This is a genomic window from Neobacillus sp. DY30 (assembly GCF_030123065.1).
Taxonomy (GTDB): domain Bacteria; phylum Bacillota; class Bacilli; order Bacillales; family Cytobacillaceae; genus Neobacillus.
Window position 1 is genome coordinate 785,393 of the sequence record NZ_CP126093.1, and the last position, 13,473, is coordinate 798,865.

At 35.9% G+C, this 13,473-nt stretch carries 14 protein-coding genes; 6 read left to right on the plus strand and 8 right to left on the minus strand.

All coding sequences use genetic code 11. The annotated features are described in order from the left end of the window. Positions 1–109: 109 nt before the first annotated feature. Together QNH29_RS03655 and QNH29_RS03660 are read left to right on the plus strand one after the other, a co-directional pair. Positions 110–247: a hypothetical protein gene (locus tag QNH29_RS03655; RefSeq protein WP_283863497.1), complete on the plus strand. Its 138-nt coding sequence runs from the start codon at positions 110–112 to the stop codon at positions 245–247. A 47-nt stretch (positions 248–294) separates the two neighbouring features. Further along, positions 295–1,779 (plus strand): recombinase family protein, encoded by a 1,485-nt coding sequence (locus QNH29_RS03660; RefSeq protein ID WP_283863498.1) that lies wholly within the window; start codon positions 295–297, stop codon positions 1,777–1,779. Positions 1,780–2,119: 340 nt separating this feature from the next. Here QNH29_RS03660 and QNH29_RS03665 read toward each other — a convergent pair whose 3' ends face one another. The 5 genes from QNH29_RS03665 to QNH29_RS03680 all read right to left on the minus strand — a co-directional run bounded on the left by QNH29_RS03665 (position 2,120) and on the right by QNH29_RS03680 (position 5,105). Then, positions 2,120–2,374: a replicative helicase loader/inhibitor gene (locus QNH29_RS03665; protein ID WP_481858774.1), complete on the minus strand. Its 255-nt coding sequence runs from the start codon at positions 2,372–2,374 to the stop codon at positions 2,120–2,122. After that, a complete protein-coding gene (locus tag QNH29_RS30290; RefSeq protein WP_349654884.1) occupies positions 2,364–2,783 on the minus strand; it encodes a conserved phage C-terminal domain-containing protein in 420 nt (139 codons plus the stop codon). Before QNH29_RS30290 ends, QNH29_RS03665 begins: the two co-directional genes overlap by 11 nt. Beyond that, positions 2,758–3,078 (minus strand): hypothetical protein, encoded by a 321-nt coding sequence (locus QNH29_RS30295; RefSeq protein ID WP_349654885.1) that lies wholly within the window; start codon positions 3,076–3,078, stop codon positions 2,758–2,760. Before QNH29_RS30295 ends, QNH29_RS30290 begins: the two co-directional genes overlap by 26 nt. Before the next feature lie 451 nt (positions 3,079–3,529). Beyond that, complete coding sequence (locus QNH29_RS03675; protein ID WP_283863499.1) at positions 3,530–4,261, minus strand: HAD family hydrolase; 732 nt, start codon at positions 4,259–4,261, stop codon at positions 3,530–3,532. 124 nt (positions 4,262–4,385) lie between these two features. Further along, positions 4,386–5,105 carry a metal-binding protein ZinT gene (locus tag QNH29_RS03680; protein ID WP_283863500.1) on the minus strand — a complete coding sequence of 240 codons (720 nt, stop codon included), beginning with the start codon at positions 5,103–5,105 and terminating at the stop codon, positions 4,386–4,388. A gap of 569 nt (positions 5,106–5,674) precedes the next feature. On the opposite strand from QNH29_RS03680, the gene lepB reads away from it, so the two are divergent. Further along, the gene (lepB, locus tag QNH29_RS03685) at positions 5,675–6,211 is read left to right on the plus strand and encodes a signal peptidase I (RefSeq protein ID WP_283863501.1); all 537 of its coding nucleotides are present in this window, start codon (positions 5,675–5,677) and stop codon (positions 6,209–6,211) included. Between the two features lie 157 nt (positions 6,212–6,368). On the opposite strand, the gene QNH29_RS03690 is transcribed toward lepB, so the two are convergent. Together QNH29_RS03690 and QNH29_RS03695 are read right to left on the minus strand one after the other, a co-directional pair. Next, on the minus strand, positions 6,369–7,436 hold the full coding sequence (locus tag QNH29_RS03690) for a DmpA family aminopeptidase (protein ID WP_283863502.1): 1,068 nt from the start codon (positions 7,434–7,436) through the stop codon (positions 6,369–6,371). Positions 7,437–7,800: 364 nt separating this feature from the next. After that, complete coding sequence (locus tag QNH29_RS03695) at positions 7,801–9,408, minus strand: glucose PTS transporter subunit IIA (protein WP_283863503.1); 1,608 nt, start codon at positions 9,406–9,408, stop codon at positions 7,801–7,803. A gap of 223 nt (positions 9,409–9,631) precedes the next feature. Between QNH29_RS03695 and QNH29_RS03700 the strand changes: the two genes are divergently transcribed. After that, the gene (locus QNH29_RS03700; RefSeq protein WP_283863504.1) at positions 9,632–10,837 is read left to right on the plus strand and encodes a helix-turn-helix domain-containing protein; all 1,206 of its coding nucleotides are present in this window, start codon (positions 9,632–9,634) and stop codon (positions 10,835–10,837) included. Between the two features lie 47 nt (positions 10,838–10,884). Here QNH29_RS03700 and QNH29_RS03705 read toward each other — a convergent pair whose 3' ends face one another. After that, the gene (locus tag QNH29_RS03705) at positions 10,885–11,325 is read right to left on the minus strand and encodes a YaiI/YqxD family protein (RefSeq protein WP_283865525.1); all 441 of its coding nucleotides are present in this window, start codon (positions 11,323–11,325) and stop codon (positions 10,885–10,887) included. 497 nt (positions 11,326–11,822) lie between these two features. On the opposite strand from QNH29_RS03705, the gene fsa reads away from it, so the two are divergent. Both fsa and rpiA read left to right on the plus strand, forming a co-directional pair. Next, positions 11,823–12,479: a fructose-6-phosphate aldolase gene (gene fsa, locus QNH29_RS03710; RefSeq protein ID WP_283863505.1), complete on the plus strand. Its 657-nt coding sequence runs from the start codon at positions 11,823–11,825 to the stop codon at positions 12,477–12,479. Between the two features lie 196 nt (positions 12,480–12,675). Next, a complete protein-coding gene (gene rpiA, locus QNH29_RS03715) occupies positions 12,676–13,350 on the plus strand; it encodes a ribose-5-phosphate isomerase RpiA (protein ID WP_283863506.1) in 675 nt (224 codons plus the stop codon). Positions 13,351–13,473: the final 123 nt, after the last annotated feature.

The window sequence follows — 13,473 nt, forward strand, 5'->3', positions numbered from 1 at the left end:
AAATAAGAATTAGAAGATAAGTTCAAAAGAAGCTGAATGGCATTCAGGATATAACAACTCCTATGTGCCATTCAGTATAAATTATCAAGTTAATAACGGGGGAATAGTTATGAGCAAAATAGAAAGAAAATTTAGCGGGGATAGGATACTAAAGGACATATTAAGTTCATTTATTGAGACGGAGCTAGAAATATATATATTGGAAATTGATGACCAAGTTAAAAAAGAGAGCCAATTATGGGTATAATTAGAACACACACGCGGCCACATCCCAAATTGGAGGATGATTTCAAAATGAGATGTGCCGTTTACATCAGAGTATCTACTGATAAAGAAGAACAAGCCACTAGTCTTGAAAATCAACAACGGTTGTTTATACATTACATGGGTCAACAGGGATGGGGATTATTCGATTTTTATATAGATGTTGAAAGTGGGACAACAGCCAATCGGGAAAATTTCCAAAGAATGATTGAGGATGCAGAAAAGAAAAAATTCGACTGTATTTTAGCCAAGGAACTATCCCGTCTAGCTCGCAATGGGGAATTGGCTTATAAACTTAAGAGAATCTTAAGGTCTTCGAGTGTTCATTTTATCACTTTAGACGGTGCTATAAATACACTAGAGGATAATACGGATAAATTTGGCTTATACGCCTGGTTATATGAAGAAGAAAGCCAGCGCATATCAAAGAGGATCAAAGTTGCGTTAGTACAAAAGGCAAAAGCAGGAGAATTTAAAGGTTCCAATCCACCGTATGGTTACAAAGTAGTCAATAAGCAATTGGTTGTTGGGGACACAAGCACTGTAGAGACGGTAAAGGCCATTTTCCGCCTTTACCTACAAGGAAAAGGGATTGAATCCATCGCCAAAGAAATGGATAAAAGAAAATATCCCACTCCAGCTACCATTGCACAAAAAAAGAATGCTGGCCAGTTTTGGCACGGAACAACCGTCAAATTGATTCTCCAAAATCCTCATTATGTAGGTGATCTTGTTCAATGTAGAAGCCAAACACGAAGCGCAATTGATAAAACAAGAGAATTAATTTCCGAAAACGAGTGGATTGTTGTCCAAAATGCTCATGAAGCCATTATATCGCGTGAAGATTTTGAAGCAGTAAAAACTATCATGAAATCTCGGTATTATAAGCGTCCTAAGGCAAAAAGGCACCTATTCACTAATATCGTTTATTGTGCGGATTGCGGTACTTCTTTATGGTATCTGCATGATCGTAAGGGATATGTTTGTGGTAGATATCGCAAGCATGGGATAAATGGGTGCACCAGCCATTTAATTAGGGAAAAGCAGCTTAAGAATGTTATTTTAGAAGATTTAAGAGAAATGTCATCTGTTGCAGTAAATAAATCGGATTTTGTTCAAAAGGCAAGCGAAAAAGTAAAAAGTATAGAGAACGATTTTAGAAAAAGGGAACAGAAAATTAGTAATGAAATTGAATTATTAAAAACAGAAAATAAAAACCTTCTTAGATTATTGGCTCAAGGGACCATTGAGCAGGAAGATTACCGCCAAGTTGCGGATGAAAACAATTTAAAGGTTCAAGATCTGCAGCAAAAGTTAGTGATATTAAAAAAACAACTCAACGATCGCAATGATCACAATCAGTTAACGGCAAAATTAATGAAATACGTGGATAGGATTCTTGAGTTTAATGAACTAAATGAAGAATTACTACATCGAATCATTGAACGGATTGAAGTAAAAGAAAACCAAGAATTTGTAATCCACTACCGTTTTACAAATCCTAATGCAATTTAATGTAGTGACCAACATACGACACACGTTGAGTGCGTGTCGCAGGTAATTTTGAAATAAGCCTGCGACCACGATCAAAGTGAGGAAATAAAGGTAGTAAACAAAATTATTCACCTTATATTTATAAACCTCTATAAAAGGTTTCTTACTCTTATGTAAGGGACTTTTTTTTATTGTTTATAAAATTCATAAACTAATCAAACGTTTGATTGAATTTTATATCAGTTTGTATAGACTGTTTTACGGGCTACATAAGAGATACAAAAGTCTATCAATCCAAAATTTATATTATTTACTTTGGGTTACAACGGACTGTCAATCATATCCCTAGTCTCTTTCTCCATCAGTTATCAGTTAAATCTAATACAAAATCACGAGGGATATCGCGTCCCCAAGATGTATTCTGGACCAAATCACTAATCTTCGGCGGATGTGGCGAATCTACCACAAAATTTAATAGCTGCTCATGTACTCGTTCATACGTATATTTTTGCAGCACCATATGCCAGGCATCCAGCTTTTGTTGATCAAATTGAAACTTTTCATAATAGGCCTGAATTAGTACCATCAACGTATAAAGCTCTTTCTTATTCATCAAAGTTAAAATCCTCCTCAGTTAATTTCTTTTTACCTTCCTTCTGATTAAGATAAGATTCAAATTTTGTCCCAAACAATGTCTCCGGCCGCAGGAACTTATTCCAAACAGGGTCAGACTTCCAATCAGCTGACTTCAAATCGATAACTCGGTTAAAATCCTCTAGAGTAAAACCTTCTCTATATCTAGCCTGAATCAGTTCCCTCGTTTTAATCGAACTTAGTTTAAAGTTCTTCCCTGTCTTTTCATTCAGATAGGCTAAAATTTCAGCATACGGAATCTGCTTTTTCATCGGAGAAATGACTGCTGATTCCTCTGTTTTCTCTGGATCTTCCACTGGTGTTTGTTCCTCAATAGAACGAGTTTGTGGTTCCGAGGAGCTATCTTCAAACTCCCGCAATTTTTCTATCAATGCTGTACCATTTTGTCTTATCCATTTTCATCTGATTCCAATTATCGGATAAAAGTAATCCTAGCATTTCTAACGAGCGAATACTCCGCTTAATGGTACTCACCGACCAAAATGGCAGCTGCTTCTGCCATTCTTCATATGTATTATAAACCCAAGTTTTCCCTTCAATTTTATGCTTGCTGATTCCCAACCAGTAATGAATCTGCTGCAATACCACAGCCTCATTTAAACCAATCTTAGCTGCTAGACTTGGAATAATCATTACGGGACTTTCATTGATTAATAACCTGCTCATCTAAACCTCTCCCTGTACAAAAATTATTTTCAAGGGACCTTGGTGCGATCGTAGGACGCAAGTAGCCGGCCGATTGGTTAAGGTCCCTTCAACCTGTATATATAAATAAAATTGTAAAAAGGACAGGGTATTTTATAAAAATATTTTTTGAATGTTGGAAGGTGAAATGAAGGAGTGATATTCTTTTATTCTTAGAAGTAATCTTTGAAGTACTCTAATGAAGAAATCTATGGTATTGCTTGGTTCAACAAGACTATCTCTTCATGTCATTCTGATCCTATCTACACGTCAGGATGTTCGACTCCGCTTGGTCATTTTGTGCTGATTAAGGTATCATCATGCCGATGGTTTCACCATGACGGACCTTATCAAGGCTAATAGGGGATTCTATGTATAACCTGCTAAATTAAAAGCAATTCTCATAAGGAGAATTGCTGATTTTGATCATATTCTATCCTTCTTGGATACAGTTATAAATTACCTCAGGAACCTCTTGCAGTGAATCTACTGTTAAAAAAGCACTATTATGCTCTACGTTAACTTCAACCATGTTATAATTCCATTCATTTTCTGCTGGAATGTAGATTGCATGGATATCCATTTCCAGTGCTGGGACAATATCCGTTCTTAATGAATTTCCAACCATCCATGTTACATCAGGGGCCGCCTTAATGGTTTTTAAAATATTGGAAAGAGCTGTTGTATCTTTATGCTCCGATATAAAAATGCGGTGTTCAAAATATGTAGTCAATTCTAACTGTGAAATTTTTCTGCGTTGATTAGCCTCGTCTCCTCCTGTGTGTAAATATAATTCATGTCCATCGTCTTTTAAACGTTGTAACGTTTCATTCATGTACGGAATAGGTTCAACAGGGAACTTAAATACCTTAAAACCCAGTTCTCTTAAATAGTGGATTTCATCATTTTTCTTTTCCCTTCCCGTTAAGTAGCAATAGTAATTATACGTACCAACAAAGGACTCGGGAAACCGCTCTGACTTAAGACCGTGCTCACTAATAGCTGCAACATCAAGTTGAAGCTGTTTCAGTTTTATATCTTCCTCGGTTAGCGAGTCGAACCAAGCCATCATTTGGTCAGCGAACTCGTCTATTACTAGGCTGAAATATCGATTACAGTATGATAATGTGTCATCAAGGTTAAATAAGATGTTTTGTTTTTGCATTTTTAACTCCTTTCGAAGTATATTGCTTTAAACTATTGTTCCACCAAAACTAAGTTAATATTACTGAGATAAGTAAGCAGTTTGTGAGAGTTATTCAGTGAAATTCAAAAATGGGTTATGCCATTTAATGTGCATTCATTTCTTCTACAATGTCTTTTCCACTTAAATTTGAAGGATAATAAGTTGGCCAATTATTTAATTCTTTTAAAAGAGTGTTATGCTCTTCATCCCCAAAATATATATGGTAATGTTCCGATTTTGTTGGATAAATACTATGATCACTGAATTGGACATGTTTTGGCACCCCAGTTACTTCTCCCACTAAATCAAATAAATAACGAACGCCTCTTTTTCCAGAGTCATAGGTTAAAATTTCGTATCCATGATACGTATATTCTCCTGTTTTTCCTTCTCCATTTTTATAAAATGTAATTGTATTAGCTTTTATAACAATTCGTTCAATGTCAGTTTCATATCCGGCTTTATAATATTCTTTGTACTCTTTAAAGGTCTTATCTTTGTTTGTTTCTACTTTTTTCTGTAAGACTTCATCTAAAGTTCCATCTAATAAATAGGGGAAGACTGATTGCCAATCTCCTTCCCAATCTGACAATTCTCTATCTTCAACTTCGTCATCTTGAAATATACCGGAATATATTTCATGCTTTTTTTCATCATCGTGACTATGAACATGGCTATGATTATGAGAATGTTCGGTACTTTCTGCAGTTTCAGAAGCAGAAGTAGTATTTTCAACAGGTGTATCTACTTTTTCTTGGCACCCTGCCAGTATCGTACCTAAAAAGGAAAAAGCAATGATTGATCTTATAAGTGCTTTTTTCATAAATAAAAACTCTCCTTTACCTTTTAATAGTTAATAAAATGACAAGATCACAAAGGGTGGTATTTCCGAGTCAAATTATAAGCGTTACAATAATAATTCACTTAAATAATAACGATTACGATTTAAAACGGATTTTTTTTCGCTAAAAATCACAATCCGTAATTGTTTCAGTAAATCAATTAGTCCAGTTATGAATGAACACAGAATATGTACGTGGATATTACTAGTCAATGAATTAATGATTATAGCGGGGAAAAGACTAACGGGTAGAACCGAAATATTTATAGAACTCAACTCATATTTATCACCCTTTGAAAATTATTTAAAAAGGAATTTCACTTACATAAATCGTAACGATTCCTTTTTACACTTTATGAATATACTATGCCTTGAAATTTCTGTCAATATAAAACGTAATGATTATGATTTGTGACTTATAAAATTCTTAAATAGAGAGGAGGAAAAGACTTCAACGGATCCAGGATAGTAATGTAAATGATTAAAAAATATAAAATTTATGTGTTAAAATAAATGAAAATACAAAGTTTTACATTTTTGGAGGTGTAAATTTGGAAAAAAAAATTAAGAAAGAATTATTTTCTTGGGCTAAATCAATTGGATTTGCTCTAATTATCGTTTTCATTTGTCGTCAGTTTATTTTTGTCCCTGTTACTGTTAAAGGAGAATCGATGATTCCGACACTTGAAAATAATAATAGGATTGTAGTATCTAAGACATCTTCAATACAAAGATTCGATCTGATAGTCTTCCATGCACCTGATGCAGATAAACAATATGTAAAACGAGTAATAGGCGTACCTGGAGACAGTATTAAAATGAAAGATGATATTCTATATGTTAATGGAGAACCCTATAAGGAAACTTATGTGAATAGAGAAATAAAATCTAATAAAATAACTGAAGATTTTACATTACACGATATTGCTGGACTTTCAAAGGTCCCAAAAGGACATCTCTTTATTTTAGGAGACAACCGACTCAGAAGTAAAGATAGTAGAGAGTTCGGATTAATTTTAGAAGATTCCGTTGTTGGAGAAGTGAAGTTTCGATTTTATCCTTTTAACGAGATTGATGTAACAAATTAATTTTCAAGAGAAATCTGAAAAAGGACAGTATCAGTCCTTACAGACTGTCGACAAATTAACTAAATTTAGTTAATAATAAACTATAATAATCAAGCTCACTCAAAAAGATAAAACAAAAAGAAAGCAGGCCAGAGTGCTCCTGCTTTCTTTGTTTCAATTAGGTTATGTTAATTTTATATTCTTCGATTAAATCTTTAAAAGCTGGTCGTTCATTTCCATCTCTTCCAACAACATGTGTTGCTGAAACCAATGAATTTAAAACAGCCTCCTCGGTTGCTTCTCCGACAGCTCTAAAAGCCAAGTCCATATCTTCTTCATGAATCATAGATAGTGAAAGGCAGTGTGAAGTTTTTTCATGAGGTATTTTCATTGCTGTTGAAAAACCAATCACTACTTCACCGCTTCCAGTTGTTATGATGGATCCAGTTCGTGATAAACCTGTTACTGACCGTTTAATGATACGATTTAGCTGCCTTTCAGAAACTGGGAGATCTGTTGCGACAATAATGATTATCGATCCCTTATCTTTCTCTTCCTCTCGAGACTTAAGGATAGCATCTCTTAATTCTTTTCCAACGGGCTTACCGTTTATCATTAAATCACTTAAAATTCCAAAGTTAGATAGTACTAGAACTCCCATTGTATAAGTCCCATGTTCCATTTCCATGGTACGTGAGGAAGTTCCAATCCCACCCTTTAACGAATAGCAGAGCATTCCTGTACCTGCGCCAACAGTTCCTTCGTTAAAGACGGGTGATGCATTTGATAATGCTTGAAAAATATGTTCCTTTTTTATAGATCTAGCCCTAATATCATTTAACAGCATATCATTACACTCACATATTATTGGATTTACAGTACCTGTTGTTATTCCAATTTCCGGATTATGTTCTAGCATATATTCGATCAATGCATCTGCAGCTGTTCCGATACTTAATGTATTCGTTAAAATGATTGGAGTTTCTAGAGTTCCTAACTCATTGATTTGAATAGTTCCCATCGTTTTTCCAAAACCATTTATTACATGGCTTGAAGCAATAAGTTTTTCTTTAAACAGATTCCCTTGATGAGGTAAAATAGCCGTTACCCCCGTCTGTATCTCCTTACTGCTCAGGGTTACATGTCCAACAGTAACGCCTTCAACATCCGTAATGGAGTTATAATTTCCGGTTTCTAATCGACCTATTTTCACTCCGTAATCTCTCAATCTCTTTTGACCATTCATAGACAACCCGCCTTATACTTTATAAACTTATTTTTCCAAAAGGCAAAATGTTAATCAAGGCATTTTACGATGGATTAATTTAAAATACTTGTTGAAAACAATATTATAAATAGTAGAAAAATTAATCAAATGTTTGATTAAATCGGGTGATAAACTAATCAAACGTTTGATTAACTGGTTAGAAGCCTTGGTACATCTGGTTTTGAAAACTAATCAAACGTTTGATGAACAAATTAAACAGCCAAAAGGAAGCGACTAAAATGTAAGACTTACAAATTTTTAAAAAACAGTATTTAGATCCAAGATTTAAACGAATGAGATAAAAAAGGGTTGGTCCAATGGAGACCAACCCTTTAATGGATGCTTAAACCGATAATTTCAACAACTGCTCATTTTGTTCTACTTTTCCACTAGTAGTGGCATTAACATCAATATATTGTTCGGTATTTGTAATCACAACCAATGTGGATGTTTCATACCCATGTGCTTTTATCTGATCCATTTCAAAGTCGATAAGCAGGTCGCCTTGCTTCACATGATCACCTTGTTTTACATGCGGTGTAAAGTATTTTCCTTTCAGCTTTACCGTATCAAGGCCAATATATATTAATACCTCAGCACCATTTTCAGAAGTTACGCCGACTGCATGTCCTGTTGGAAATTGCGTGGTAATCACACCATCAACAGGAGCGTAAATTTTTCCAATTTCCGGTTCAATGGCAATGCCTTTACCTACCGTTTCAGTTGCGAACAATGGGTCACGAATCGCACTTAATGGAACAACTTTTCCGCGTAATGGACTGTTAATCGTTTCCGGCTTTACACCAAAAATATTCTCGGTAAAACCATCAACCACTTTTGAATTTTTACCTTCATATCCAAGAAGATACGTCAAAATAAACCCGATGACAAAAGCAGCGCCAATCCCAATTAAATATTCCCAAATCGGTGTAAACGCAGGAATCGAAAGTACACTTGGAAGGACAAAATCATTCATCACAACACCGATGCTGCCATTGATAGCCCCGCCTATTGCGGCAGCAATGATTACATATACCATGGTTTTTCGATAACGAAGGATGATTCCATAATTTATTGCTTCGGTTGTTCCAGCTAATGCACCAGGAACGATTCCACTTGCTGCCAGCGCCTTCAGATCTTTATCGCGTGTTTTCAGAAAAACAGCAATACCTATTCCGATTTGAGCAAACGGAGCTGCCGCAGCCATAGCAATTATAGGGTCTGGACCCGTTGCGAGATTTGCAATAGCTAATGGGATAACGGTCCAATGCAATCCCATAATGGTTAGGAATGTCCATGAAGCACCTAAAACAGCCCCTGCTAATAGTCCGCTTTTGTCGCTTAGGAAATTAATGACGGAACCTAATCCTTCTCCCAGCAGCGTCCCGATAGGACCAAACACGAGCATCGTCAACGGAACGAGAATGATTAACGAAATCATTGGGTTGATGAACATTTGAATATCTTTATAAATCACTTTCTTTAAAAACCGATCTAGTAAAGCGTAAACGAACATGGCAATAAAGATTGGAAAAACAGTCGAAGAATAATCCGCTAATAGCACAGGAAGGCCAAAAAAGTCAATGGTCTTCACATCGTTTTCTACAAGGTGCATGATTTCAGGAGTCAGTATAGCTGCTCCAATAACACCGCCTACATATCCGTTTGCCCCCAGTTTAAGTGCTATGGATATTCCGAGAAACAATGGAAGGAAGTGAAAAACAGCATCTCCTGCTGCTGATAAAATAATATAGGCTCCACTTTCTTTTGACAGCCAGCCTATTGTGTTTAAAACTGATAACATTGCTTTTAAGAGTCCAGCACCAGCGAGAACGCCGATAATCGGGGCAAAACTTCCTGAGATCACGCTTAACACTTTAGCTAATTTCGTCTCTTTCGATTGATTAGGTGAATGTATGTGATCAGAATGAACTTGTTTTTGATTACTCATAGTTGTTTTCCACACTCCCGTATGCATATCTTTTGCTTAAGTTTCCCAAATTCCTATCTTAAAAATCATTTATTCTTTAACGCTTACATTTCTGATATCGTGATTTGAAAGCTTTAATGTAAAATTAGTATAATGAACGGGTGTGATTTAGTAGTAGGACTAATTTGATATTTTCTGGACAGGGATGGGTTTTATTTGCCGAATTCTATTGGAGGAAGTTACCTTGGAACAATCAAAGATCGTCTCAACAGCTATGAAAATCCAACATATAACCAACTTAAATACATACGTATTGCATCAAAATCGGGAGCTTGTGTACCATCATGAAACCATTACGATACCAGCATTCATGCCAGGTTCAAGGGAGAGAGATATTTTATTTTTATATGACAATATCGTGCAGGGGCAGTTATTTTCCTATATCAATGAATGGGACTTACACTATTTCGGATACTCATTCCGTGAAAGTGAGAAAACCTATACCATTATTATTGGTCCTTATTTTGATAAGATACCGAATCTATACCGCTTATCAAAGGAATATCGTCTCTCGAGTACACAAAGTGAAGATTTAAGGCTAATAGCAGATAAAATCTATGTACTAACTGTTGAACAGGCAAGCAGTTATGGAAGTGTCCTTCAGCAGTTTACCAATATGATGGAGCAGGACAGAGCACCAATAGTCATTGTTTCAGAAAAAAACACCAGTTCTGCTCGTGATCAGGAGGAAAACCTTAACGTTGATGAAGAAGCCGAAATAGTTAAATTGAGGTATAAGACGGAAAAGGATTTTATGCATGCTGTAGAATGCGGAGACAAAAAAACGGCTCTGGCACTGATCAATTCCAAGAATATGCTGTTTTCTTTTTCTGAACGCTTACCAAATCAGCCGTTACGCCGGCTCAAAAATGTGGCCGTTATATTAAATACCTTGCTGCGTACATCAGCAAGAAACGGTCATGTACCTGCGATTATGATTCATCGGATCTCAGAAAAATTTGCTTATGAAATTGAAAATGCGAATCAAGTAGAAACACTTCATCAATTGGAAGATCGGATGATTGAGGAATATTGCGATTTAGTAATTTCAAATACATTAAGTAAATACACTACTATGACCCGGCGGGTGATTGAGTACATCCACAGTTTTTATAATAAACCAATCAATAAAGAAGAATTGTCTGCAAAATTATCTGTCCATCCCAGTCATCTATCGAGAAAATTTAGAGAAGAAACGAAGATGACTCTATCTGCTTTTCAGCAAATGTTACGAATAAACCAAGCGAAACACTTGTTAAAAACAGAGAATTTATCCGTGGAGGAAATTGCCTGGACAATCGGCTATGAAGACCCTTCCTACTTTGCAAGAGTCTTTAAAAAGGAAACCGGGAGGACTCCCACTCAATATAGAGAAGGGAATGCGGAATAGGTAGGTAAAGTAGAACCTGACAGGACTTTGACATGGGGCAATAATATTTAACTGGAAATTACAGTTTTAAAATACTTCCTAAATTTCTCCCGATCCTCTGCCGTAAATGGTTTTGGCCCTTTTGTACGCTTTCCGCTTTTTCGAGCCATTGCACTCAGATAACGGGATTGTAATAATTGATCAATGTTCTCATTGGTATAGCTATACCCAGTGTGGTGAAGGACCGTACAACCTTTTGCTAGACCAAGCGAAGCCAGACCATAATCTTGTGTCACGATGATATCCCCGTTTTGTGCTAACTTCATAATCCGATAATCTGCAGCATCTGCTCCAGAATCAACATAAATGGTTTCCACTCCTGAAGGTTGTTCCGCAGTAGAAAAATGTGAAAAGCTAGTAACCAGGATCACAGGAATATCAGCATTCGTACCTTCAGAGATAATAATATCTTTTACTGGACAAGCATCGGCATCAACATAAATTTTCATCATGAACTCTCCTATAGTACTGCAGTTTAGATTGTGGATAGTTTTTTCCACCTCATTCATTAAATATACCACTTTAGTGAAAAGAAAAGTAATGAACGCAATGGAGTGAATTTTTTAGATAATGGACAAATTATCAATGACGAAATCAGCTTTTTAAATGGCAAAAGTATTGGAAACAAAAAATTTTTTTACTGTAATGGTTCCTTTTCTTAAAAATTTATGGCTGATTGAATTTGACTGAAATTGCTTTGTTTGAAATATCGAAATTATGTAGCAATTAAAGGGATTCTGCGTTGCTTTAGTGAATAAAAATGCCCAGTAAATCAACTTTTACTCTCATAAATAGCAACATCAGTCATTGCAATGTCCTTCAGAATACGCTATCTTCTTCTAGAAGATGACACCTTGCACGTGAAATTTTAGACAATTTTTAGTGGACATGCTGTCGAAAAGATGTAAAATAAGCAATATAATGTATAAATTGGAGGAAATAGTTAATGAAATTTTTTATCGATACTGCAAACCTTGATGAAATCAAAAAAGCTTATAAGATTGGCGTGTTATCAGGAGTAACAACTAACCCTTCATTAGTAGCAAAAGAGGGCGTTAAATTCGAAGACCGTATTGAAGAAATCTTAAATGCCGTTCCAGAGGTAGAGTCTGTATCAGCCGAAGTAACACCTCATGCTGTAACTGCTGAACAAATGATTGCAGAAGCAGATGAACTTATTAAAATTAACGGCGGAGATAAGAATATTACGATTAAACTTCCAATGACACTTGATGGGTTAGAGGCTTGCCGCTATTTAACTAAAAAAGGTGTTAAAACCAACGTTACACTTATTTTCAGTGTAAACCAGGCATTGTTAGCTGCTCGTGCGGGAGCTACGTATGTTTCTCCATTCTTAGGCCGCTTAGATGACATTAATGAAGATGGTGTAGAACTTGTGGCAAAAATTGCACAAATGTTCCGTGTTCAAAATTTAGATTCACAAATCATTGCAGCATCTGTCCGCCATCCTGACCATGTAACACGTGTGGCATTGGCTGGAGCTCATATTGCGACTATTCCATTTAAGGTTATTGAGCAATTATCAAAACATCCGTTAACTGACCAAGGAATTGAAAAATTCGCAGCTGACTGGAACGCTTAAGTCCACCTATAAAAAATAGAGAATAATGTCTGAAAAAAGACGATAGTATTAACCTGTTAATGACTCCGGTATGCGTACCGGAGTCATTTTAATTAGGTTGACACACAAATCTTGTAGGAATCATGGGAACAAGTTACAAACAATGGACAAATTAATATTGGAGAAATCCCAACTTTAGTTGAAGGGGGACAAAGCCTTGAATGAGAAGAAAGAAGTGGGAGAAAAAGCTGTTGAGTATGTGAAAGACGGCATGGTGGTTGGACTAGGTACAGGTTCTACTGTTTTTTATACCATTATGAAACTTGGTCAGTTGGTCCAGCAGGGACTTACTATTAAAGGAGTTCCTACCTCAGAACAAACGGAACAATTAGCGATAGAACTTGGCATTCCACTTGGATCGTTTGAAGAAGTTGAGCAAATTGATGTTGCAATCGATGGTGCAGATGAGGTAGATCCCGAATTAAATCTTATTAAAGGCGGCGGCGGTGCTCTTTTAAGAGAAAAAATCATTGCTGCAGCGGCTAAAACATTTATTGTCGTTGCGGACTCTGATAAAAATGTAGATACATTAGGAACTTTTCCACTGCCGATTGAAGTCGTACCATTTGGATACGAAATGACAGTAAAACATATCAAGGAACTTGGAGGAAGTCTGAAGCTGCGGCAAAAGGATGGGAAAACGTATCTAACAGATAACGGTAACTATATTATAGACAGCAGCTTTCAAGAAATAATGCACCCAAGAGAGTTAGAAAAAAACCTAAACCTTATACCAGGAGTAGTAGATAACGGTTTATTTGTAGGAATGGCAGATCGTGTTATTACCTTTAAAGATAAAAAGCTGACAACGATAGTACGCAGCAATGTATGATATTTTTAAAAGTACTTGAAAATATATATATATATAATGACTCAGTTCACCTTTTTTGGACTGAGTCATTTTATTTTTATCTATTTTTTTGAAATTATTTAGCAAGTGAGCTCGTTATAATAG

What these genes read in the sequence shown, in the direction of transcription:
- QNH29_RS03655 (WP_283863497.1), top strand. Translation starts at nt 110, where the DNA reads ATGAGCAAAATAGAAAGAAAATTTAGCGGGGATAGGATACTAAAGGAC.
- QNH29_RS03660 (WP_283863498.1), top strand. Translation starts at nt 295, where the DNA reads ATGAGATGTGCCGTTTACATCAGAGTATCTACTGATAAAGAAGAACAA.
- QNH29_RS30295 (WP_349654885.1), bottom strand. Translation starts at nt 3,078, where the DNA reads ATGAGCAGGTTATTAATCAATGAAAGTCCCGTAATGATTATTCCAAGT.
- QNH29_RS03675 (WP_283863499.1), bottom strand. Translation starts at nt 4,261, where the DNA reads ATGCAAAAACAAAACATCTTATTTAACCTTGATGACACATTATCATAC.
- QNH29_RS03680 (WP_283863500.1), bottom strand. Translation starts at nt 5,105, where the DNA reads ATGAAAAAAGCACTTATAAGATCAATCATTGCTTTTTCCTTTTTAGGT.
- QNH29_RS03690 (WP_283863502.1), bottom strand. Translation starts at nt 7,436, where the DNA reads ATGAATGGTCAAAAGAGATTGAGAGATTACGGAGTGAAAATAGGTCGA.
- QNH29_RS03695 (WP_283863503.1), bottom strand. Translation starts at nt 9,408, where the DNA reads ATGAGTAATCAAAAACAAGTTCATTCTGATCACATACATTCACCTAAT.
- QNH29_RS03705 (WP_283865525.1), bottom strand. Translation starts at nt 11,325, where the DNA reads ATGAAAATTTATGTTGATGCCGATGCTTGTCCAGTAAAAGATATTATT.
- fsa (WP_283863505.1), top strand. Translation starts at nt 11,823, where the DNA reads ATGAAATTTTTTATCGATACTGCAAACCTTGATGAAATCAAAAAAGCT.